The organism is Denitromonas halophila, assembly GCF_007625155.1.
GTDB classification, from domain to species: domain Bacteria; phylum Pseudomonadota; class Gammaproteobacteria; order Burkholderiales; family Rhodocyclaceae; genus Nitrogeniibacter; species Nitrogeniibacter halophilus.
Genome location: NZ_VMNK01000010.1, coordinates 50183 through 72012, shown reverse-complemented (window position 1 = coordinate 72012; position 21830 = coordinate 50183). Strand labels below are relative to the sequence as shown.

The window sequence follows — 21830 nt, the reverse complement described above, 5'->3', positions numbered from 1 at the left end:
GCCAAGAAGCTGCTGGCCAGCGGGGTGCCGCCCAAGGACGTGGCCAAGAACCTCGGCGTGTCCATTCCGACGCTGTACCGCTGGGTGCCAGCCTCCACGCACGCTTAGCGTGCTTTATTTTCCGTTTTCTGAGACGACCCCCGGTACGCCGCATCGCGGCACCCGGCGCCGGGCCGTTTGCCGGCAAGATCGAATAATTGCCCGATTATCGCATGTGAAATTACGCCACGATTAGAGGATCATTGATCCACAAAACAGTATGTACTATCGTGGTACGTAACACGGAATGAAATTTGAGGCAGACCATGGCCAGAGCGGGAATCTACAAATCGGAAGTGCTTCGCGCCCGGGATCGACTGATCGCCCAGGGGCGACATCCTTCCATCGACGCCGTCCGCGTTGAATTGGGTAACACCGGCTCGAAAACCACCATCAGCCGATACCTCAAGGAAATCGAGGAAGAGGAAGGTGGCAGATCAAAGGGCACGGCCGCGGTCAGCGAGTCGATCCTCGAGTTGGCCAGCCGCCTCGCTGAGCGGCTGCATGAAGAGGCCGACGCGCGGCTGCATGAGCAGGCGACGCGACACGACGCAACGCTTCAGGCGCTGAGAAATGACCTGGCAGCGGCGCAGTCCGAGTCTGCCGCCTTCCGCGACCAACTCGAACGCGCGCAGCTGACATTGGATGAAACCGGCGAAGAACTCGAGGCGAGCCGCGCATCAGGTCAGGAGCAGGCGACCCGGTGCGCCCAACTCGAGCAGCAGGTCACGGACCTCCTGGAGCGCGTCGCAGAGGCCGGCGCTTACGCCCAATCCTTGGAGTCCCTGCACCAGAACGCGCGTGACGCGTTGGAGCATTTCCGCCAGGCGGCGAAAGAGCAGAGAGAACAGATCCAGCGACAGCATGACCAGCAAGTCGCATTCTTCCAGAGCGAACTTCGATCGCAACAAGAGGCTTCAAGCCGACTGCAGCAGAAGCAGCTTGAAGCTCAACGAGAGACCTCCGAACTGGGCAACCAACTCAAGGCGACAAAAGCGAAGCTGATCGAGGCGGAAACGAGCGCGCGAAGCTTGGCCGTTCAGGTTCAGAGACTAGACGAGGCTGAACAAAGAGTGCGAGATCTGGAGCGCCGGCTCGCGGACCGGGAGAACCGTTTGACGGCCGTCGACGACGAGCGCAAGCAGCTTTTCGCGGAAAACCGGGCCTATTCAGTGCAGTTGCGGGACGCTGCGGCCGAACTTGCCAGTTTGAGATCTGCGGGTGTGGCTCACGAGCAGTTGTTCTCGAAGATCGAAGACCAAATGAAGACGCTCATGGGGCGCGCCGCTGGCGACGCCAAAGCCGGGGAGCACGCCAAGGTGGTTCGGAAACGAAAAACGGATGTTAAAGCAGCCACTTAGCGCAATATCTGCGTAGATTTACATGAATCCCGGCCGACCCTCTACCTGTTCGATTCAATCACCGAGGTGCAGGAGCACGCGACCACCTGGATCTGGACCTACAATCATGAGCGCCCGAACATGGCGCTCGGTGGCATCACCCCGAAACAGAAGCTGGCCATGGCCGCATGAGCTCTACTTCTGACGACCGCTAAAAACGGGGGGATTACCGTTCGAGTTGCAGGGAGAGGTCGGCCTGTTGGACCGGAGCTCCCGACCACACACAACCCGCTCGACGATTGATGATGTGCTGCTCAGCCGGATCGAGCAGTTGCGCCGGCGCCGTATGCCCATGCGCACCATTGCACGTACCGTTGGCCGTAGCGTAGCCACCATCAGCCGCACACTCGCCGCTCTCGGCTTATCGAGTCTGAAAGTGCTCGAACCCAAGGAGCCCGTGCTGCGCTATGAGCGTGAGGCCCCGGGCGACCTATTGCATATGGACATGAAGAAGCTCGGACGCATCGTCGTGCCCGGGCATCGCATCACAGGCAACCCTCGCGACCATACCCGCGGCGCGGGGTGGGAAGTGGCTCACGTGGCTATCGATGACCATTCCAGGGTGGGCTTTGTGCAGGTTTATCCAGACGAGAAGCGGCCTTCTGCACTCGCCTTCTTGCATGCCGCCGTGGCCCACTATCGAGCACTCGGCGTACGCATCAAGCGACTGCTCACTGACAACGGCCCCGCTTACCGCTCCAGGCTATTCGCCCAAGCCTGCACGGCGCTTGGAATCAAGCACTCGTTCACGCGGCACTACCGCCCTCAAACCAACGGAAAGGCTGAACGATTCATACAGACTTGCCTGCGCGAGTGGGCCTACGGGCGGCTGTGGGCCAACAGCGACCAGCGCACTGCATGGTTGCCAGCGTTCCTTGCCTACTACAATGCCCGACGGCCTCACTCCGCTCTTGGATACCAGCCTCCAGCTTCCCGAATCCCCGGGAACAACCTATTGCAACTCAACAACTAGGCTCTGCTGCGACCATCCGCTCCGCGACTTTGCCGCCCTACCCCACTCACGCAAGGCTACTCCCCTCGATGATCCTGACCCCCTTGTATGTCGGCCTGCTGGCTCTCATCAATCATTTCGCTCGAGGCAAGGTCAGCAACATCTCCTTCGTCGTGGTCACGCTCTGGCTGGACGGAGCCCACCTTGTGTACCCGCTGTTTCGCGTGGGCCACCTTCTCGACGCACAACAGCCGACATCATTCATGGCGGCTCTGTTGGCGGGATCGATTGTTGCCCTGCTGGGGCTTCTTCGCACCTCATGGGTACTCGGTGCCATTGCCGGCGCACTTTCTCATGCAGCCATCGACTTGCTGCTGTTTGCCAGGGGCGACCCTCCTCAGCTTGGAGAGGGTCACTGGATAGAGCTAGCCCTGACTGCCTTGTGCGCGTGGTTACTGTTCCAGTACGCCATCGGGTTCGTTCGTCGGCGAACGAAGCCACACATCGACGCGCCTGCGCCAGACGGCGAGACCGGATAGAACCACCATTTCGGACTTTGGCCTGCCACCCGGACCCTGCTCTACTTCCGGTGCGCCAACGCAACGGCTACTTCCAACAAATCGCCGAGCAGCCCTACAGCCAAGTCATCCGATAAGCCAAACCAACGCGCGATCACCAAGATAGCCAACATGCCCGCGGCAAGGGCCACAAGGACACCTCCGTCAGCAAAGGAGAGCTGACTACCTCTCTTGTGCTCCCGCCTCGCGTGGCGCCCTTCTGTCTTGGCTTTGCGCTTCTTCCTCGTCGACATAGGTATTGCTCCATGGTGTGTATGGAGCAATTTTCAGGGCGCACCTGTCGCTGACGGTCTAAAGGGTTTTGGTATTTGAATTGCGCAACTCAGGGCGCCGGGAATTGCGTGACCAGCTCCCGTGCCTTCGGGGTGGGTTCAACAGCCGAATACAATGCTCCGTCATAGCCTTTTCCCGTCTCCCCCGCGGATAGCCGGCGGCGCTTGCTGACAAGGCCAAGGCGCTGAAGACGGTTGAGCAAGGCCAGCATGTCCCCGTGAAGACACGCAAAATGCTTGGAAAATCGCTTCGTGGTCGGTGGGTCGTATGGACAGATTTTCGGACGGGCAGCTTGCTTCAGGCGCTCATGTTCGTCTGTCCAGCAAATCAGAGTTCTCAGCACTTGATCCTCAAGCCGGGTGAGCCCCGGAATCGGAAGGTGCAGCACTTCACGTTGCGTCATCACCTCACTTCCCCAACTTAGATGGGCGGATATCTGAAGAATAGAACGCGGTAGCTCTGATTACCGGAGAAAGAATAAGCGCCCTGCATTGAGAGCGCCCCATCGTGCTCAGATCATTCTTTTCTGTCGCTCGCCAAGCGCGGAACGAACTCGAATCGCCTCACCCCTTCCTGGTGGTGCAGATCGAGCATTACCGAATCGCAGCGGGCATCCTCGTGCATGGCCACGTTGCTGCGTTCTATATCGCCGGCGCCATACATCAAGCGCAGTGAGACATTGAGTTCGCCAATGACCTTCTCCAGCAGTGTTCGATAGGTCGCCTCACTATCGCGGGGCTGATCCTCGTAGCCGTGCAGAATCACGTCGCTCACGGCTTGCGTCACCTTTCCCAAGGAGGATGAGAGCAGCGCCAGGCGCTCGGTTTCTTCTTCGTGTAGGCGGTTGAAGTTCATGGTGAGTCCTCCGTCGCATGGCGCGAAGGCCCCTTTTGTCAGCCCTAAGCGCGTCGCCCAATCTGGACAACAACAGTATTGTCCGTCGATTGTTCGTCTTGATGGTTCACTGTGTCGTTGGGTTTGCGCGTTTCAATCGAACCGGTGATCGCAGCACCATCGTAGACAATGAACTTCGCGCACTTCACCGAGCCAATGATCACAGCCGTGGGCGCCAGCACAAGCATGCCTGCGACTTCGACATCGCCTTCCACCTCGCCCATGATCAACGCACGTGGCCCGCGAATGCTCCCCTCAACCGACCCACCTTTGGACACAATGCAAAGGCCGTCGTTCAGTCCAAACTTGATGTCGCCTTTTACGACTCCATCGATCTTGACGCCTTGTCGAAATGACAGCGTGCCTTCGATTTCGGAGTCGGCGCTGATGACGGTGGTGATGTTTTCGGCGACCGGATCAATACTCAGGCGCCGCGGTGCGTTGTCTTGCCGAAGCGCCGAGAAATTGGTCGGAGCCTGGGTAGGGCGGCGGGTGATAAGGCTCATAGACTGCTCCATATTTTTCACAATCACTGACGGACACGGATCACAGACCGGTCCGTGATGACGGCCATTGCGACCGGGTCGATTTTCTCGATGCGCTCACCGGAAGGCAGTACATCGCTGACACGAAACTGCAGGTCGGTGCCGCTCACCTTGACGACAATGCGCTCCGTCGTCAGCTCACGCAGACCTATCTGTGCGGCCGTCACGTTCATCACGCTACGGATCTTTTCGTCTTCGACGACTTGCTCGTCGCGGTTGGTACGGCGCTCAGTGCGCGGTTGTTCAGCACGCTGAACCACCTTAGGCCCCTGCCGGGGTTCGGGCGCTCGGGCGACCACAGGGGCCTTCTTCGATTCGACCTCTGCTTTCTTGGTTTGCGGTACTTCAGAAGCGCTCTTTTCAGCTTTTACCTGTGGAGCGGGCTTGGGGGCTTCGACCGTTTCTGCTGGCTTTACTGCTGCCACGGTGGCCGGCGCCGGTGCCGGTGCCGGTGCCGGTGCCGGCGTAGCCACAGGCATAGACTTGGTCGGAACGAGAAGGGCTGTCTCGCCCTGTTGAACAGGCACGGTAGATTGATTGTCTTGGATCATGGGTGCGTCGGCATCCGTCCCAGCGGATGCAGCCTTCTGCCCTGACCCTGCTTCGGAAGCCTGCGGATCATCGCCCTGCCCTGCCCCATCCGCCCAAGCCGGCGAAGCAAGTGCCGGCGCGGGCATAGCAGCGGGAACCGGCAATGCGGCCGCGAAGGGATTGTCCTGGCCAGCTGGGGTTTGCTCCGACGGTGTGGCCGCCTCGTCCTGACGTACACCAACAGCCGGCACCGCGCCATTGGCAACTCCCGCGAGGAAAGCCGTCTCCGCGGTGGCCTGGTCAGATCCACCAAGAAAATGTTGGACTTGGGGCAACTGTGTTGCCGCCCCACCAATGAGTGCGATCGACGCGGCTATTGCCAGAACCACAAGGTTCTTTCGTGCGACCCTCTTACCCTGAGGCTCTTCTACGACAGCCTCATACTCTGCGTCGATAACCTGCTCGGGCGAAAGATCAAAGTCGAGGTGCGATCCAGAAGCACCGCCACCGAAGTTCGTGTTGAGGATCGAATCGTTGATGCTCGAGGACATGGGTGTGCCGCTTATCAATTGGATACGGCAAATTATTCCGCAATCGACGCTGCACACCCTCCTCGCAAAACAGCACTTTTTGCGCTTTTACGAAGCGCGCTTCACATCAATCGAGCCGTCCGCATCTTGCGTCACCTCGAAGCCCTGACGCGTCATGGCCTCCACGATGAAGTTGCGCAGGACGGCGAGGGACAGAGACTGCAATGAATTTCCGTACACGGAATGCGCAAGGTGGCGCAGCATCGTGTACTCCCTCTCAGGGATGCGAACGAGTAGCCCCTTGGTTCCATCGAGCCCCGGCGCCAACCACGGTTCTGTGGCTGGCACTAGTTCGATGGGAATGATCGAGCGAACGGCCGGTCCCGCTACTGGATCGGAAGGCGCGCTCTGATGCGAGTTAGCTCGCGCAGCAGGCGGTTGAACCTGCGTCTGCGGCACAGACGTTCCCAGGATGAAAGCGTCCGCTTCGGGGCTATCGATCTTGTTGCTGCGCGCGGGTGGTGGTCCAAGTCGAGATTTAGTGGTCATTGGCTGATCTCCTGCTGCAGATAGGCCGCGGGCCGTGCGCCCGCCAATGTCTTCATCGCGTCGCTATAGACTGCATCGAGTTCCAGCTTCGCCTTGCCCAGGGATTCGTTGCGGCCGGCCATCTCAACCACTCCCCTGCCCTCTTTGATCGCTGCAATGAAAGCATTTCTGTGGCACAGAAAATGCGGGCTCAGGTAGAAGCCGCTGTAGTCGGCCAGGTACTCGCGCAAGCTCAGGATCTGTTGCTGCCGCTCTGCCGGCGCGGGCGCGAGGCCGTTCATGACCAGCATGACGCGTAGTGATTCATTGTAAGTGCGTGCGCTCGAGACCAACTCGGTCATGTCCGAATGGAATACCCATGCATCGAAGTTTGATGGACGAATGGGATACACGAGCAGGTCGGCAACAAGCAGCGCTGCTCGCAGTTCAGGCGAATTGTTGCCGGGCACGTCGATAAAGACTGCGTCGTAGTGCTTGCCCATTTCGAGGGCCGAACGCTTGAGGTCCGGCCCCAGCTTCTCCATTGACACCACCTCGGGCGCAACTCCGTATTGGTCGCGTGTGGCCGCCCAGCTGGAAGAAGACCTTTGCGCGTCGCCGTCGAGCAACAGACTCGTCGCACCGGTGGCCAGATGACGGGCGATCAGATTCGTGCACAAGGTGCTCTTTCCAGAACCGCCCTTTGACGAGCCGACGACGATGATCGACATATTTCTCTCCTTTGGTGTTTTGCCGGGCGAGTCCAGCGTCCATCACGATACTTCGCATTGTAGCGATACTAGCCAGCATTGCTAGACTTGCTATGCTAGCTATTGTCGCTAGTTCTGCTAGCAGTGTTATCATTTTCTGTTTTAGCCAAGCCGGCCGGATATGTCGTTCGTATATTCTCGCTGACGACTACGTTGCTTGACAATGAGTTGTGTACATCAATCGCAATAGCGGTGCAGATGGCAACTAGAAGTGTCGGGCACAGAGCCAAGCCATCGAAAAATAGTAGAGGCGCTAGCACTGATAGTGATGCTACATCGTGTAGCATTGCAAGCATTACTACGCTAGTGAGCGTTGCTTATCTAGCTAGCGTAGATGAAACAGAGCATCTCAACTTGCGGCGAGTTCGTGCCCACATCTGGGCCCCGTCGGACTATGCGCCACCGCCCACAGAGACGATTCATGCACTCTGAGATAATCAAGGTGTCGCTCCTGGTGCTGGTGGGCCGCTGACGCTGGGTCGCCGAAAGCTCCGGTTCTCGACACCTCAAGCGCATGCATGGCTGCAGCACGCAGGTCGACACATGCCGGTGATTCACCTGCCCAACAATTGAGTCACTGATTTGGTCCCTGGTGCGCAGCGCAAATCGCATCGCACTATCTGGAGCACATCCGACTGTCACGGTACTTGTGCTCCGGCGCTATGGCTTTAACCATCAAGCACTGTATCGGTTGATCATAGTATTTGCTAGCAATGCTAGCATAGCTAGTCTTGCTTGCGCAGCTATCCTAGCAATGCTAGCAATCATTGCTACGCTCGATTCTTCTCCATGCATAGATTGGCTTATCCGTTCGAGTCCAGCCACACTACAGACGTACTCCACGCTACGTTCCAGACTCGCTAAACCATAGACAAGGCGGTACTGCCTGAACCATCAGAGGGAGAGGTCCAGCGCCACGCCCTGGAATGTGTCGAGACACTCACGGCACAGCTACTAGCACTACTAGCGTTGCTACGGTTGCTATCGAAGCAACGCTAGTAGTGATAGTAACTTCTTACAGCGGCAACCGCCGCTGCCGATCTCCTGCGCATTAGCCAAACCTAGAGCGGCACGAGCGATTCTGCCACCAACAAACATGGTGTCTTCACAATTTTGGGCCGTAAGGATCGCACCCAAACTTTGCGTCTTCCGGCAATCGCACCTTGAACAGCTACCACTACTAGCAGTGCTTGCTGCGCTAGCGTTTCAACCCAAAATGCTTGAACACCTACGCTAGCAAACATAGCGGCCATTCCTGGATTGTATACAAGACGTGAATGGCGTATCGGTGTCATTGCCCTGACACGAGTGGCCATCGTCGATATCAGCATCGGTACTAGATGCACCGTCTTGGAGTTGTTAGCTTTGCTAGTTTAACTAGCTTTGTTAGTGGCGCTTGCATTGCTAGCATTCGTTGCTAGCATTGCTAGCTGAACAGTCCACAAGCAACATAGCTAGGAGCAGAAATGGACATCCAGAACAAACACCCGCTGCAGGAATTATTGGTACAAGCTGGTCTTCCCACGTTGAGCCCTGAGCTTCTGGAAGGCATCGTAGGAAAGGAAGGTAGCCAGTTCGAAGAAGCTCTACGTAAAACGATTGCCGCACCGGGGGAGCGATCGCATCACCGTGCCTACCTTGCAGCCGTGCTGACAGCATGCGTTCCGGCAACTCGCACGGTCATCAACGCCCTTGGGTTCCAACCGGTTCGGACGAGCGTTCTGATCGACATCTCGAAGGCAGAGGGCGCTGTCTTCGCGAATGCAGTACGTGCCGTTTCGACCAATCCGATCGGCAAAGAAACCGAGTCGATGCGTCAATATCTGTCCAGGACTCTGTCAGCAGTTGCGACGATGCAGCCGAAAACGAATACGCCCAACTTGCACGACCATGCACAGACGCAGAGTTCGAACCCAGCCAATCCAGGGGCTGCCCACCAACAATCGGCCTCATCAAGGCCGGCCCACCAGGGAGGAAGGCCCAACCAAGGGGGGCAGCACCAAGACCGAAGACAGCGCGGGGGAGCCTCTGTCACGCCAATCAACAGCCAACAGCAAAGCTCGGAAAAAGGCGAGGATGGGAAGAAGTTCGGCTCCTTCCACCTCTATGGAGGGAAGGCCGCGTTTTGCTTCAACCTCGATGAGACCCGCCGGCCAGCGGCGACTGTGCGAATCGAGGCCGCCAAAGCCAGTGGCACACGCCAGTACGACTGGAAGAACAAAACGCCTTTCCAGTTGACTGAAAGTGAGCTTCCCTTGGTGTTCGGCGTCTTGTTCGGCCTATTACCACGCGTCGAGTTGGTCGGCCATGGTCACGAGAACGAGAAGTCTCTGACCATTGAGCAGCAAGGTGAGAAGTTCTTCTTGTCCATGCGCGTGCGGGGCGGTGACACTTATGCCATGCCCGCACCGGCCAAAGACACCTATCCAGTCATGGTGATGCTCCTGACCCAGATGATGAAGAACGCGCCCTCGCTTTCGTCGACGGACATCAAGATGCTGGTTCGTCGCGTCTGCGAGATGCACGCACAAACGGCAGAACGCCGGCCCTACGTCGCCAATGCCTAATACAGTGTCGTGGTACTTGTGTGGCCTAGCCGCGGCGATTGGCTACGTCGGGTGGGGCAACGGCATGACCCCCGTCGCCGCGCTGCTGGGCCTGGTCTGGGCCGCGTGCGCATCAAGATCGATAGCCTTCGTAACAGCCGCCATCTACTACTTGGCTGGGAGCAGGGCTTTGCCGGCCGCCGCCGACGTTTTCTTCGGTCGCGAAACCGCCATGTTGGAAGGCGTAGTGCTGTGGTTGGGAAGTGCGCTGATCCTCGCCGCTCCATGGGGGGTTTTGCATCCGGGAAGGCGGGGAGGGCAGGCACCCTTGCGCCTCTTGATCATCTATTCAGTGTTGCTGCTGCCTCCCTATGGTTTGGTGGCATGGTTGCACCCTCTATTGGGCGCAGGGCAAGTTCTTCCAGGCTTCGGGCCTCTCTCCTTGATCGCCGGTGCAGCTCTGACAGCGTTCGGCGCCTACTTGGCGCAGAGACATCCCGATAGCGTCCCAGCCGCATGTCTTGTGCTTGGCGTTTGCTTGGCGCTCGCCGGAACGGTCATGTCGCCCCCGGCTACCAGTCCACTGTGGGCTGGTGTAGCTACCGCGGACGGGCGTGAGCCGCGCGGACTGATGGAGGAGGTGGTTCGCTACTCGAAGACCGAAAAGCATGTGCTCGACGCCTTGCGCGCCAAGCCAGAAGCCAAGGCTGTGGTGCTGCCTGAAGCCTATGTCGGCACATGGAATCTGAACGCCAAGCGAGCACTCAAGTCCCTGCTCGACAAACCATTGTCGGAGCATGAGGCCTTCGCTTTGGTGGGTGCCGCCGTACCCATCGAAGGCAGTGCACTGGCGTCCAACAGCCTGATGATCTACGACGGTCAGGTCTGGGCGCGGTACGACGCGAGATTCGCCGTTCCATTCGGTATGTGGCACCCGTGGACAGGGGATGGTACTGAACCGACCTTCGCCCTTTTCGGAACCGTCCAGGTCGGACAGCAACGGGCGCTGATGTCGCTTTGCTTCGAAGACTTGCTTCTCGGACTGCACCTTCCCAGCTTGCTCTTGGAGCGACCTGATGTGATCGTCTCGGCGGCGAACGGATGGTGGGTCAGAAACAGCAGTGCCGAGGTGGTTCAGCGCGAACACATCGAGGCGATTGCCCGCATCTTCGACTTGCCCCTTGTTCGGGCAGTGAACCGGCATTGAAAAAGCCCTCGGCTGTGGAACGATAGTCGAATGGGAAACAACACACCGGACCTCTTTGACCAGTTGCACCGATCCCGTCAGCGTTTCGGGATGGCTCGCATCGAGATGGGCGCCATGCTCGAGCAGGCCCGGCGCACAGAGGCGTGGCGCGGGCGCGCGGAGAATTTCGGGGCGCTCCTTGAAGATCTGTGTCTCAATGAAAAGGCGGCCTACCAATACATGCGCGTCGCTCGCCGGTTCTTCTTCGAGCTGCGACTGCCCGATGACGTTCTGCATGTGCTGGCCACTGCGAACATGAGCACGCTCGACGCTGCCGCCCGCGTGGCCACCGAAGGCAACATTGCCGAGATCGTCACGGTGGTCTGCACACTTCATGAGCGCGATGCGAAGGCTGTGCTCGATGAGATGCTCACCGGCTCCGACAACGAAGTGGCCGTCGCGCCCAAGCGTGTGCGTGAGCCGAAGGTGGACAAGCTGGTCCGTCTGTACCGGGAGTTGCCCGACGATCAGCGCATCGATCTTCGCAATGCATTGCGAGTCGTACCATGAGCGCAGTCGTTCATCGCTCGGCCATGGAGCAAATTCGGCGAGTGGGGGTGATGGCCCCCCATGAAGCGCTCTTGTGGGCCCCACGCAAGCACGTCGACTACTCCTTGATCTGCGAACCCCACGAGATTGGGGCCTTCGTTGATCAGCGGATCATCCTGGAGATGACCACATGCGCTAGGGCCTCGCGCCATCCTTCCAAGAAGGGCCGCATCATCATCCGTGCCCGTGATACCGGCGGCCGCGAACATCGCCTGACCGCTTTCGGGGATCTGCGCTTCTCCGAATGGAACGATGTGCCAGTCGGCCAATCGCTCATGATCAGTGTGAAGCCATCCGAGTTCAGCGGAGAAATCTACCTGCACGGCCCAGAGATCGTCCCTCAGAAGTGGATCGGACGCGTGATGCCCGTCTATGCGGGCAAGCCGCGTGTCGTTTCGTCTGAGACAGTCGGCGCTGCTGTCGCCCAGGCGCTGGAAGACCCCAACGCCCATGTTGATGCGCTCATAGCCATCCGGCAGAGCTTTGGAGGGTTGGAGGAGATCGACATCCTCAAGCGCGCCGGTACTGGTGGCAGCCTGGCGATGCTCCTCGATGGTCTGCACCGGCCGGCGAGCATCGAGCACGCGACCTGGGCAATGGATGCCGCCCGTGCGTTGGCCGCAGCCTACGTCCTCTATGAAGCCGAACGGGCAGGGCAGAGGCCGCTGCGCCTGCAAACCACAATTCGGATCAACGACGCCGACATCAACCGCATGATCGGCTCGCTCCCATTTCGCCCTACGACTGGCGAGGAGTCACAGGAAGCGGCAATCCACGCGATCTGCCATTCGCTCGGACAGCCCTACGCCATGGATGCCATCCTCACCGCCGACGTGGGTGTGGGAAAAACCCTTTGCTACATGGTGCCGGCAGTGGCCTCGCAGGCCACCGGCGCGAAGGTGGCAGTGCTCGTGCCCAACACGCTGCTGGCAGAGCAGATTGCTGGTGAATTCCGCTCCTGCTTCCCTGAATGCCCGGTCAGCTTGATCACCGACGCCACCCGCAAGGAGACTGTCCAGTGGGACCAGAACCCGGTGCTGATCGGCACCACACGACTTTTTTCGGTCGCACGAAAAGCGATGTGGCATCCGAACCTCTTGGTGATCGACGAACAGCAGAAAATGTCTGTGGAGCAAAGGGCAGAGCTGTGCAACGACGACACGAACGTCCTGGAGGCCTCCGCCACGCCGATTCCGCGCACTGTGGCCATGCTCCGATACGGCGGCAAGGAGCGGATCGTCGTATCGAAGCGCCACGCGGTGCAAGACATCCGAACTTACGTGGTCGGCACCGAACACCGCGGCCGGATGTTCGACATGCTCAAGAAGGTGGTGGCCGCCGGGCAGCAAGTTGCAGTCATCTACCCGCGCGTCGAGGCCAACGGTGAGGGTGATTCCGCCTCGGTGGTGGCCGCCGGTGCTTCTTTCGAGAAGCTGTGTCCCGGCCAGGTGGTGGTCCTTCACGGCAAGATGAGTACCGAGGAGAAGATAGAGGCCATGGCGCTAGCCAAGAGTGGCCAGCGCTCGATCATCATCGGATCTTCGATCATCGAGATCGGGATCACGATCGCCAACCTGCGCATGCTCATCGTGGTCAGCGCCGACCGATATGGCGTCAGCACCCTGCATCAGTTCCGCGGGCGCTTGGCTCGTCACGGTGGCTGGGGTGCCTTCTTCGCATACCTGCCCAATGAAGTCGATGAAGATACAGCCGCACGGATACAGCTTCTGGCGCAAACCAACGACGGCTTCGAACTGGCTGAACTGGATCTGCTACAGCGCGGATTTGGCGACCTCGCCACCGAATCCAACGACACCAGCGGTCGTTCGAGAACACTGTTCCGTGGCATCGACCTGATGCCGCAGGATTTTCAGTAGGCCGGCCGCGGCCAGCAATCCTTCATCGCATCTACTTGAGGGAAGCGAGTTCGTGGGCATCAACGCCCGGGGGATTGCTCCGCGGGGTGGCCGGCGCTAAACAGCTCGCGCGACATCAGGCACACCACCGACGCATTGGCCGCGAACATCACCAGATCGTAGGGCAGAAAGCCGGTTTCGGGCATGAAGATAAGCATGCCCAGGTTGAAGCCAAGCACGATAAATGAGGCCGCGCGAGTGCGAGCCTCGTTGAGCCATGACAACTCCACCATGACCGCAAACTGAAGCGCCAATAACGGCGTGCACGCGAGCAGCAAGCCGTCGGCGGCGGCTGGCAGCAGGTACCACATGCGCATCAGGAGTAGTTGCTCAGCGAGTCCCATTTCTCGAAACGAGGGCGATGTTCTTGAACACCTTTTCGGCGTAGATCTGCTGTTTTGAAGGGGTCACCGCGTTGTACGCGCCAATGGCCTTCCATGTGTTGCCGTGCCGTTCCATGTTCTGCGACAAGATCCAGCCGGCCACATCAAGGCTCACGCACGGCACAAAGAGGTCCGCCCGGGTGATTCCTAGTTTGGCGAGCTGCGGCAGCCACCAGGAGTTGATCTGCATCATCCCGATGTCTTCCGATCCGTTTGCGTTGCTGCGATTGACCGCACGCGGGTTCAGGTTTGATTCCGTCTTGGCGATTGCGTAGAGCACGTGGGGATTGACCTGCCACTTTCTCGCCACGCTTTCCCAAGTGCACCGCCCTGGTGTGGCGCTTGGCTTGGCCCCCAGAACCGGAGCAACCGGCTGAACCGTAGCGGCAGTAGCTGTTACGGGTTCAACGTCGTTCAGGTTAAGGCCGGTTGTGCCATTCGCCGAAGCGACGCTAGTAGCCATCACCATTGGCAGAGCAAAGAGAGTGCGTTTGATCATGTGAGCATGTTGGCCAGCGCGGCTCCGAATACCAGACCGAGCACAGGCAAGAGCCGCATCAGAGAAGCGTTGAGAAGCGGGCGCTCCTCCTCATAACGCTCATCGTGGGCGGCCCGAAACCCAGCCTGAAACACTTCCATCACGCCCATCTCCTGGCGCGAAGCGAGATGCTCGTGGAAGTACCGCTCATACCGCTCAACCCGGCCATCGTCCCGCCCCTCGAGGCCAGCACGAACGCTTCGGGTGTCGGCATGAGCGAAGTCGCGCATCACCAAATCCTTATCCGGTTTCATTTTCATTTTTCTTCTCCAGTAGAGAGATCGAATGACCTCAATATCAGTTCTACCGGAGAAGACTTCGCTTTCAAGAGCGTCTTCAGCTAAAAACTTCCATCAGATCCGCTTCGTCGATCTGAACGTCGGGAAACGGCGTCGGCAGGGCGTTTTGCGCGGGTGCAGGCACCCCCGGACTTGGTCCCGAAGCAGCGGGCGCCAATGCCTTCTCGGTCACCGCAGCCTCGCTCGGTACAACCTCACCGCGGGAGGCCCGGACGCCAAGCTCCAGTAGCCGCATCAGCGCCGTGCGACGCGCAATGCGCCCCGGAGGCAGGGCGCTCAGGGTGCGAAACAGGTCAGGATTCTCGTTCTCGAAGATCGTCAATCGAAGCGGAAGGCTTGCCCGGTCGATGTCCATAGCTCGATTCCTTGCCAAGGCGATCAGGCGGCGCGAGCGTTGGAGAACGCTTGCGAGGAGGCGTACTGCTCACCAGCGAGCTGGAAGCCGCGAACGTTGGCAAACACCGGTGCATCGGTAACCACCAGGTCGTGGTTCGGGAACTTCTCCTGAATCAGATCCTTGAAGAACTCCGCTCCACCACCGGCCAGAATGATGTTGTCGATGTCCACGCCGTTGCCCACACGGTTGGCCAGGACCGACACGAATTGGCGTGCCTTCTCCTTGCCGATCTTGATGTGGCGCGTGATGTCGAACGACTTCCCGCAAAAGCGCGGGGCGATGCCGGTGCGAATCGCATCATCGATCACCGAGTAGTCGTTCAGTTGGGTGCCAAGCTCGCGGCCGATGGCCTCGGCCATGGTCGACAACACCGCCGACATCCCCCCCGAGTGAGCGCCGCTACGGGCGTTGGCCATCTTCACCCCGTGGGCGACCACCCAGTCGAGCGTGTAGAAACCCGGGTCGATCAGCAGGTTCATCTGGTTCTTCATTCGCCCATACAGATTGTTGCGGATCGCGTAGTCAAAGAAGCCACCGATGGGTTGCGGGATCACGCGAACCGCCCGAACTTCGACCTCGATGGTGGCGCCAGGCTCGCTCGTAGTAGGAGCCGGCACCCGATGCGTGCCAACCATGCGCTTGGCCAGATCAAGGTTGTGAGTCTCGAAGGTGTTGACCGGCAAGCCAAGCACGAGCACATCGATGTGCGGCACGCCCATGTAGGAGATCGCCCCGCGCACGAGCGCCATGTAGACATCCGAGAGCGAATACTTCGAATCGAGCACCCGGCCGTAGCTGGCGTCCTGGGCGAGCTTGGCGTCGCGCCCCACCTCATACAGCACGCCGTTCACGTCGACGGTCACCGTGTTGCGCTTCTGGAACACTCCGCCCGACAGGTCGGCGCCGACGCTCGCTTGAGGGGCGATCGAGGGGAAGACAGCGCACTGGACCTCCTGGCCACGCTCATGAAAGACCACGTACTTGGTATTGCCATAGCCAACGTCGATGGCGCGGACGATTGCAGTCATTGGAAGCACTCCTTGTGTTTGAGTGCCCCAATCCTAGCCGTCGGCCTCTCGCCAACCACCTTGGGAAAACAGCGTTTTGTCTCGTTAATCGATTCTCGCGACGAATTGGCGTCGTTTAAACGTCGCCAATTCGACATTAGGTTCCATGGCGCAAACCGCAGACGGCACTAACGTCGCCAATTCGACGCGAAACCGTCGCCAATTCGACGTTGGACCAATTCGCCCCGCCGCCGCCCGGTTCTAACGTCGCCAATTCGTCGCCAATTCGACGTCAGCGCGTCGCCTATGGGACTCGATGCTTCACGCCCGCGCCTGCCTCGTCGCTTGAAAGGGGAGAGCGGGTCGGCAATACAGCCTTCCGGAAACAGAATCGAGCACTTGAATTGTCCCTATCCGATCCCCCGGCGAATTGCCCCAATCACTGGCATTCGCAAAAAGTGTTCAATAGAGAGTGATAGGGGAACCCAATAACGGCGCGAGAATTCGGCCCGGATTCAAAAGTGAATCTGCTGGTGAAACGGAAATTGAACGCGGCTTTGTTTGACAGTTGTCCGGCACGGAAATAGTATTTGCACGTCTCTGACAGGATAGCTGCCATCCTCAACGCAGCCCTTCTCAAGCCCCGCATGCGGGCCCGCCTCACTGGCGACACACCAACTGCACCATCCGCCACGGACGAGACACCCCGTCTCGCCCTCTGCATCAATCCGCTCGAACGTACTGTTCTGATCGGACGCGGCGCTCCTTTGCTGGACGCCAAGCCGTCATGGGCCGACCTGGCTTTGACGGAGATGAGGCGCCTTACCGGGCGCGTTCTTTCCTGACCGGGTCGCTCTGACCGCAAGTGCTGCTCATTCCTACCTGGATGGCGACACGCATCTCAATTTTCGACTGACGCATCGTCCGTGCATTACCGGCGCGAGGGCAGACCACGTGATCTGCTGGCCGCCACCCACGGAGCGGACGAAACAGCACTCCTCCTGGTGGCAGGGAGGACAGCGGGCTGGGTGTTCAGTGCAATGAATCTGTAGGAGGACGGACGAGCCTCCCGTTTCGTCACACCGCTTTAGTTGGGGTGGTGTTGGTCGGTACATCCGGCCGCGTTTGGTACGACAGAAATGCTCTGCCGGGCGGACTCTCGCATGCTCACGTATCGCCTTAGTTGCTGATGAGGGGTGTTCTGCGCTCCTGACCCTTGGGGTCGAACAGACGGGTAGGTCTGGTGCGGACAGGGCGACTGCGCGCGTCCAGATCGGAGGGGGTGGTGACGCCCTCTGCGCTCTGGGCGGACGCGGCGAATTTAGGTTTCCGGAAAGGAGATAGGCAGATGAAGGGCCACGGCTGGAAGAGTGAGCTTGTGGAGCTGCTCGCCGAGAGTGGTCGCCGCAGTGCGCCGCAGAAGGGCCGGATGAAGCCGGTGAGCGACCGGACGACGGATGCGCGCCAGGCGGTGCTGTTTCAGGCGTTCCGGCAGCTTCACGAGATGGGGTACGCGATCAAGAGCATCTACGCGCTGCGCGAGAAACACATCGAGGCGCTGGTGTCGCGCTGGGACGATGAGGGGCTGTCGGCCTCGACGCTGCAGAACCGGATCAGTCATCTGCGCACGCTTGCCCAATGGCTTGGCAAGGGCGGGATGGTTCGCCCCTCGCATGAGTACGTCACGGACAGTGCGCGGGTGCGCCGCTCCGGGGTGGCCACCTATGACCACTCGTGGAGCGCGGCGGGCGTGGATGTGGAGGGGGTACTGGCGATGGTGTCCGCGATGGACGACTACGTGGGGTTCCAGCTGCGCCTGTGCCATGCGTTCTATCTGCGCCGGGAGGAGGCGGTGATGTTCAGGCCGCACCGGGCGGACAAGGGCGATCGGATCGAGGTGCTCGATGGTACGAAGGGCGGTCGGATGCGGATCGTGCCGCTGACCACGGACTACCAGCGCCGGGTGCTCGACGAGGCCAAGAGCCGTGTCCGGTCAAGAAATGGTCATGTAGGTGATCCGAACCGGAATCTGAAGCAGGCGCTCAATCGGTTCAGCTATGTGCTTCGCCGCTGCGGGGTGTCGAAGGAAGCGCTTGGGGTGACGCCTCACGGACTTCGCCACCAGGGGCTCAATGACACCTTCGAGTCCTTGGCTGGGATTCCTTCCCCGATCCGGTGCGCTGATCCGGCCCGGGTGCTGGCCGCGGCGGACCCGGACAAGGTGGATCACGCGCGCCAGGTGGTGGCCGAGATTGCCGGGCACAGCCGACTTTCTATTTCCGGTTCGTATATTGGCGGTCTTCGCGGGCGGAAGGTTGAGCTGAGCCCGGCCCAGCGCAAGCAAATGGAAGGCTGGTCGCGGTTGTTCCAGTTGCACGGGCGATCGGACTTGAGCGAGTCGGAACGTGCTGAGAAGCTGCGGCTGATCCGGACACTGGGGGTTCGCTCGATGGCGGCCGAGGCGGACGCGCTGGAGGCAGCCGGGGATGGTCGGAGGGATGAGCGACAGGAGCAGTGCGCCGGCGAGCGCCACGTTGATGTGTTTGGCTAGGAGATGGCCCTTGAAAGTTGGCGCAGAGCCGGAAAATGGACTGACCCGGCCGCGCATTGGCGAGGCCAACACGAAACCCACCAGATTGAGGGAGACATAGCGATGCAGAACGAGACGAGCCTTCTGGCTTCGGGTGAAGATGAGTACATGAACGAGGAGCAGCTGGCGTTTTTCCGTGCCCGTCTTGAGCGGGCCCGTGACGAGCTGCAGGCACGCCCTGTCGCGTTGGAGGTGCAGGGTCAGGATCTGATGGCCGCGGCAGATCCGACCGACCGGGCGACGATGGAGGAGGAACGCACGGCCACGCTCATGGACCGGCAACGCCAGAGCGAACGCCTGCGGGAGATTGCGGCCGCACTGCGACGGATCGAGGAGGGGGAGTATGGCTACTGCGAGGCGACGGGCGAGCCGATCGGGCTGCAGCGGCTGCTGGCCTACCCGACGGCCCGCCTGTCGCTTGAGGCTCAGCACGCGCTGGAGCACACCCAGCGTTTCGTTATCCGCGCGGCCTGAGCGCATGGCCCTGAGTCCCGATTATCTGTCGGGAGCCATCCGGGGCGCTGTATTGCACTGGATAGCCTGCATCGACGCGCGAGCGCAGGAGGCAGCCGGAGAATCGGCTACATAGAGCACCCGCGCCACTGAAGAACACAACCTGAAAACAACGCTACACACACAAAGGACAACCGTGATTTCTCCCATCCTTAATTTCTACCTCGAACGCATCTGCCTGCCCGGCTACCAGGAAGTATGCAAGAAGGTGCGTCGACAGTTCATCTGGCGCAAAGTGCTGTCGTATCTTGCGTTTGCCGTCACGTGGCAGGCGCTGCTCATGCTCTTTGCACACAGCGGCTCAGGCGCCACAGCCATGGAGCTCAACGCGCTTACACCCCTGGAGCTGACCATTGGGTTTGGTGCCCTGCTCCTTTCCGCATTGACGCTTGATTTGGTGAACCAGGGGGTGTCAATACTCACTGACGTTGCACTCTCAAACCCCTTCGCGACCTATGCCCTGGTGTCAGCCCCAGCCATTCTGTTCTTTGTCTGGACAGCGGTCGCTAGCCCGACCGGATTCGACGACGAAGCGCAGCTCATGGCGGCCTATGTCGGATTTGCCTTGATCTTCACGCCACTCATCATTAGCGGCACAGGCTTGGTCATCGTGATGGTGTGCTCTGCCGCACTCATGTTCGGCTACCCGCTTGAACGCATCCTGATTGCCCTTCAGGCAAGGGCATTCAGCAGCTGGCTCTTGCGCGAACATCCCCAGTGGCGAAGCAGCGACGGCAAGAGCTTGGTCAACGTCGGCAACAAACCGCGCGTGACTGACCTGTCCAAACGGATCTTTGTGGCATCGCCCATCCTCCGCACCGACGAAGATCCGGACGCACTTGGGATTGTCCTGCTCACCGGTAGCGAGCTGACCGACAGGGAGAAGGTCTTCGCTGCATACCAAGAAAGCACCCGTTGCCTGAAGCTGGACGGTGCGCGTAGCGACGGATTGTCCGGCCTCCTTGTGCTTGGCGCAGCAGGCGCCACCTACGCGGCCTACGACAGCATCGGCGATGCGGGGTTTGCGCCGCAGGCGATCAACCCTGCGTCGGGTCTGCCGACCATAGGCGGCGCAGGCCACATCGACGTGGCCGGTAATGCCTGGGGCACCAACGACCAATCCTTCTGATGCAGCCGCAGGCTACGGCGTTGCGATGAGCGCGTCGCACTTACCCAGGTGCGACACGCTACTTTCCGAGCACCACCGGCGTACGGCACATGAGCTGCGAGTTCGAGGTTTCTCTGCCGTGAGATGCGATCCGACGGCTTATTTAACGGGCTGCCCAGCGGCGAACGCGGGCTCGCAGTGCGCATTGTCAGGCCTGGTCGAGCGGCTTGCCTCGGCTATTGATCGGCCGCAGCCCTCGTGTCCTCGGTCACCACAAATCGGCTGTCCAAGCCGTCAGCTCCCTCAATCTCGTCGGCCAGGACATCATCCAAGCCGAGGTCTTCGAGCACGCCTGTGACATGCATGTAGGCGCCGAGGCCCTCGCACTCGACGACTCGATAGATTTGACCCTCGGGGTTTTCGATGGCGACAACCATGGTGTGGCCGCCACCCTCGAACTCGCTATCGGCGAGCGCCGCGGAGATTGCGCGGTCAAAGTTGGGGATGGCTACTCCAGACACATAGGTGGATTCGAACATGTTGAATGCGGCTCTCAAGAAGGGGGCAGGGGATTAAGACAGCGTCCGATCCAGACATGAAGCACTGGGTCGGAACATGAGCGGGGAAGCATACCCCATAAGGGCGGAATCACTTGGCATCGCCCTCGCCACCACGGGCTGAAAGAATGCTTGCCAAGGGCTTGAACTGCCGCCCGCCTGTGGTGTGATGGATCAGTCGGCGGCCACGGTGCCGCCAGTCCGAAAGAGAAGCACCTTCCATGCGCACCCGCTACAACCAGATCCCATCGCACCGCTACTGCAGCCCCCGTTGCGCCTTCCGGGGCAAATCCGGTGGCTACTATCACCTGGACGATATCCGCAAGCACCTGCAGCGCCACCACCCGGCCATGCTGGGTCGGCACGTCCGGGAGCAGATCGAGGCCCTGGGGCTTCTTGACGAGTTCGAGGGCGGCACCGTCCTCATTCAGCTTCCCTACACATTCTGCTAGGACACCAACGATGAGCGAGATGGGTGAACTGTTTGCCGAGCATCGTCGCCTTGGCCAGCAGAGGCGAGCGAACAACCGGGCCTCGAGCGCCGAGCGGCTCGCCGCGGCCGGCGTGAGCTTCGAGAGCAAGAACGCCGGGGCGCACCTGATCGTATCTGCCGGCTCCAAGCGGATCGATTTCTGGCCAGGAACAGGGTTGTGGATCGTGCGAGGAGACCCCCGAAGGCGCTATGGTGTGCAAAAACTGATCCGTTATACCAATGACCCCCATCAGGTAGGAGGGTAGGCACAAAGGCATGCAGGTCATGGAAGAATCGCCCTGGAAGCAACGACTGGCGAGGGCACTTACGGACATGTACGAGGTCAGCGAGCCCATCAACGGTCTCAGTGAGACGATTCGGTGTCAGGCCCCACAACAACGCAAGGCACACCCATGGATGAACTGAACAAATCCGAACAACAGGTTTTAGATCGGCTGCGTCAGATGCAGGGACTGGGGGACCGCCAACTAGCGGCACTCCTGGATGGGGTTGGTCCCAAAGGAGCTATTCTGATTGATCGCCTGGTTGCGGCTCTGCGCATTTCGCGTGAAGAATCCCGGTCCGCAGAAGACGATTGCGCTCGCCTGCGAGCGTACATCGACGCTCTGCACGGCAAAGGAGCGGTGCGCCATTGCTATGCTGGGCTCT

24 protein-coding genes and 2 pseudogenes are annotated in these 21830 nt (G+C 60.0%); 14 read left to right on the top strand and 12 right to left on the bottom strand.

Features of this window, described 5'->3' with window-relative positions:
- The first annotated feature begins 9 nt into the window (after positions 1–9).
- The 5 genes and pseudogenes from FHP91_RS12095 to FHP91_RS12075 all read left to right on the top strand — a co-directional run bounded on the left by FHP91_RS12095 (position 10) and on the right by FHP91_RS12075 (position 2930).
- Positions 10–108 carry a helix-turn-helix domain-containing protein gene (locus tag FHP91_RS12095; RefSeq protein ID WP_449240235.1) on the top strand — a complete coding sequence of 33 codons (99 nt, stop codon included), beginning with the start codon at positions 10–12 and terminating at the stop codon, positions 106–108.
- A gap of 185 nt (positions 109–293) precedes the next feature.
- Positions 294–1400, top strand: a complete 1107-nt coding sequence (locus FHP91_RS12090; protein ID WP_186301533.1) for a DNA-binding protein — start codon at positions 294–296, stop codon at positions 1398–1400.
- A gap of 42 nt (positions 1401–1442) precedes the next feature.
- A pseudogene (locus FHP91_RS12085) lies at positions 1443–1571 on the top strand (integrase core domain-containing protein); the annotation flags it as partial.
- A gap of 52 nt (positions 1572–1623) precedes the next feature.
- Positions 1624–2412 (top strand): annotated as a pseudogene (locus tag FHP91_RS12080) (IS481 family transposase); the annotation flags it as partial.
- Positions 2413–2480: 68 nt separating this feature from the next.
- Positions 2481–2930 (top strand): hypothetical protein, encoded by a 450-nt coding sequence (locus tag FHP91_RS12075; protein WP_144309848.1) that lies wholly within the window; start codon positions 2481–2483, stop codon positions 2928–2930.
- Between the two features lie 361 nt (positions 2931–3291).
- Here FHP91_RS12075 and FHP91_RS12070 read toward each other — a convergent pair whose 3' ends face one another.
- From FHP91_RS12070 to FHP91_RS12045, 6 genes are all read right to left on the bottom strand, one after another.
- Positions 3292–3645 carry a hypothetical protein gene (locus tag FHP91_RS12070; protein ID WP_144309847.1) on the bottom strand — a complete coding sequence of 118 codons (354 nt, stop codon included), beginning with the start codon at positions 3643–3645 and terminating at the stop codon, positions 3292–3294.
- A 113-nt stretch (positions 3646–3758) separates the two neighbouring features.
- The gene (locus tag FHP91_RS12065; RefSeq protein WP_144309846.1) at positions 3759–4097 is read right to left on the bottom strand and encodes a hypothetical protein; all 339 of its coding nucleotides are present in this window, start codon (positions 4095–4097) and stop codon (positions 3759–3761) included.
- A gap of 44 nt (positions 4098–4141) precedes the next feature.
- Positions 4142–4642: a bactofilin family protein gene (locus FHP91_RS12060; RefSeq protein WP_144309845.1), complete on the bottom strand. Its 501-nt coding sequence runs from the start codon at positions 4640–4642 to the stop codon at positions 4142–4144.
- A gap of 23 nt (positions 4643–4665) precedes the next feature.
- Entirely contained in the window at positions 4666–5763 is a 1098-nt protein-coding gene (locus tag FHP91_RS12055; protein ID WP_144309844.1) for a hypothetical protein, read from the bottom strand.
- Between the two features lie 87 nt (positions 5764–5850).
- A complete protein-coding gene (locus FHP91_RS12050; RefSeq protein WP_144309843.1) occupies positions 5851–6291 on the bottom strand; it encodes a hypothetical protein in 441 nt (146 codons plus the stop codon).
- Positions 6288–7001, bottom strand: a complete 714-nt coding sequence (locus FHP91_RS12045; protein ID WP_144309842.1) for a division plane positioning ATPase MipZ — start codon at positions 6999–7001, stop codon at positions 6288–6290. Before FHP91_RS12045 ends, FHP91_RS12050 begins: the two co-directional genes overlap by 4 nt.
- A gap of 1505 nt (positions 7002–8506) precedes the next feature.
- Here FHP91_RS12045 and FHP91_RS12040 point away from each other — a divergent pair.
- The 4 genes from FHP91_RS12040 (at position 8507) to FHP91_RS12025 (ending at position 13258) form a co-directional block, all read left to right on the top strand.
- Positions 8507–9607 carry a hypothetical protein gene (locus FHP91_RS12040; RefSeq protein WP_144309841.1) on the top strand — a complete coding sequence of 367 codons (1101 nt, stop codon included), beginning with the start codon at positions 8507–8509 and terminating at the stop codon, positions 9605–9607.
- Positions 9608–9671: 64 nt separating this feature from the next.
- Positions 9672–10793: a hypothetical protein gene (locus FHP91_RS12035; RefSeq protein ID WP_144309840.1), complete on the top strand. Its 1122-nt coding sequence runs from the start codon at positions 9672–9674 to the stop codon at positions 10791–10793.
- A 114-nt stretch (positions 10794–10907) separates the two neighbouring features.
- On the top strand, positions 10908–11342 hold the full coding sequence (locus tag FHP91_RS12030; RefSeq protein ID WP_246116291.1) for a hypothetical protein: 435 nt from the start codon (positions 10908–10910) through the stop codon (positions 11340–11342).
- Positions 11339–13258, top strand: a complete 1920-nt coding sequence (locus FHP91_RS12025) for a DEAD/DEAH box helicase (RefSeq protein WP_246116290.1) — start codon at positions 11339–11341, stop codon at positions 13256–13258. Before FHP91_RS12030 ends, FHP91_RS12025 begins: the two co-directional genes overlap by 4 nt.
- 59 nt (positions 13259–13317) lie before the next feature.
- Here FHP91_RS12025 and FHP91_RS12020 read toward each other — a convergent pair whose 3' ends face one another.
- From FHP91_RS12020 to FHP91_RS12000, 5 genes are all read right to left on the bottom strand, one after another.
- Positions 13318–13641 carry a hypothetical protein gene (locus FHP91_RS12020; protein WP_144309838.1) on the bottom strand — a complete coding sequence of 108 codons (324 nt, stop codon included), beginning with the start codon at positions 13639–13641 and terminating at the stop codon, positions 13318–13320.
- Positions 13628–14179: a lytic transglycosylase domain-containing protein gene (locus FHP91_RS12015; RefSeq protein ID WP_246116289.1), complete on the bottom strand. Its 552-nt coding sequence runs from the start codon at positions 14177–14179 to the stop codon at positions 13628–13630. Before FHP91_RS12015 ends, FHP91_RS12020 begins: the two co-directional genes overlap by 14 nt.
- Positions 14176–14478, bottom strand: a complete 303-nt coding sequence (locus FHP91_RS12010) for a hypothetical protein (protein ID WP_144309837.1) — start codon at positions 14476–14478, stop codon at positions 14176–14178. Before FHP91_RS12010 ends, FHP91_RS12015 begins: the two co-directional genes overlap by 4 nt.
- A 76-nt stretch (positions 14479–14554) precedes the next feature.
- Positions 14555–14872, bottom strand: a complete 318-nt coding sequence (locus tag FHP91_RS12005) for a hypothetical protein (RefSeq protein WP_144309836.1) — start codon at positions 14870–14872, stop codon at positions 14555–14557.
- 23 nt (positions 14873–14895) lie between these two features.
- Positions 14896–15942 (bottom strand): PRTRC system protein D, encoded by a 1047-nt coding sequence (locus FHP91_RS12000; protein WP_144309835.1) that lies wholly within the window; start codon positions 15940–15942, stop codon positions 14896–14898.
- Positions 15943–17269: 1327 nt separating this feature from the next.
- Between FHP91_RS12000 and FHP91_RS11995 the strand changes: the two genes are divergently transcribed.
- From FHP91_RS11995 to FHP91_RS11985, 3 genes are all read left to right on the top strand, one after another.
- A complete protein-coding gene (locus FHP91_RS11995; protein ID WP_144309834.1) occupies positions 17270–18472 on the top strand; it encodes an integrase domain-containing protein in 1203 nt (400 codons plus the stop codon).
- Between the two features lie 102 nt (positions 18473–18574).
- The gene (locus tag FHP91_RS11990) at positions 18575–18985 is read left to right on the top strand and encodes a TraR/DksA C4-type zinc finger protein (RefSeq protein WP_144309833.1); all 411 of its coding nucleotides are present in this window, start codon (positions 18575–18577) and stop codon (positions 18983–18985) included.
- A 175-nt stretch (positions 18986–19160) separates the two neighbouring features.
- Positions 19161–20153: a hypothetical protein gene (locus FHP91_RS11985; RefSeq protein WP_144309832.1), complete on the top strand. Its 993-nt coding sequence runs from the start codon at positions 19161–19163 to the stop codon at positions 20151–20153.
- Positions 20154–20368: 215 nt separating this feature from the next.
- On the opposite strand, the gene FHP91_RS11980 is transcribed toward FHP91_RS11985, so the two are convergent.
- Complete coding sequence (locus FHP91_RS11980; RefSeq protein ID WP_144309831.1) at positions 20369–20671, bottom strand: hypothetical protein; 303 nt, start codon at positions 20669–20671, stop codon at positions 20369–20371.
- Between the two features lie 239 nt (positions 20672–20910).
- On the opposite strand from FHP91_RS11980, the gene FHP91_RS11975 reads away from it, so the two are divergent.
- Positions 20911–21141 (top strand): hypothetical protein, encoded by a 231-nt coding sequence (locus FHP91_RS11975; RefSeq protein WP_144309830.1) that lies wholly within the window; start codon positions 20911–20913, stop codon positions 21139–21141.
- 10 nt (positions 21142–21151) lie between these two features.
- Positions 21152–21427, top strand: coding sequence for a hypothetical protein (locus FHP91_RS11970; RefSeq protein ID WP_144309829.1), 276 nt, complete (start codon positions 21152–21154; stop codon positions 21425–21427).
- Positions 21428–21830 lie beyond the last annotated feature (403 nt).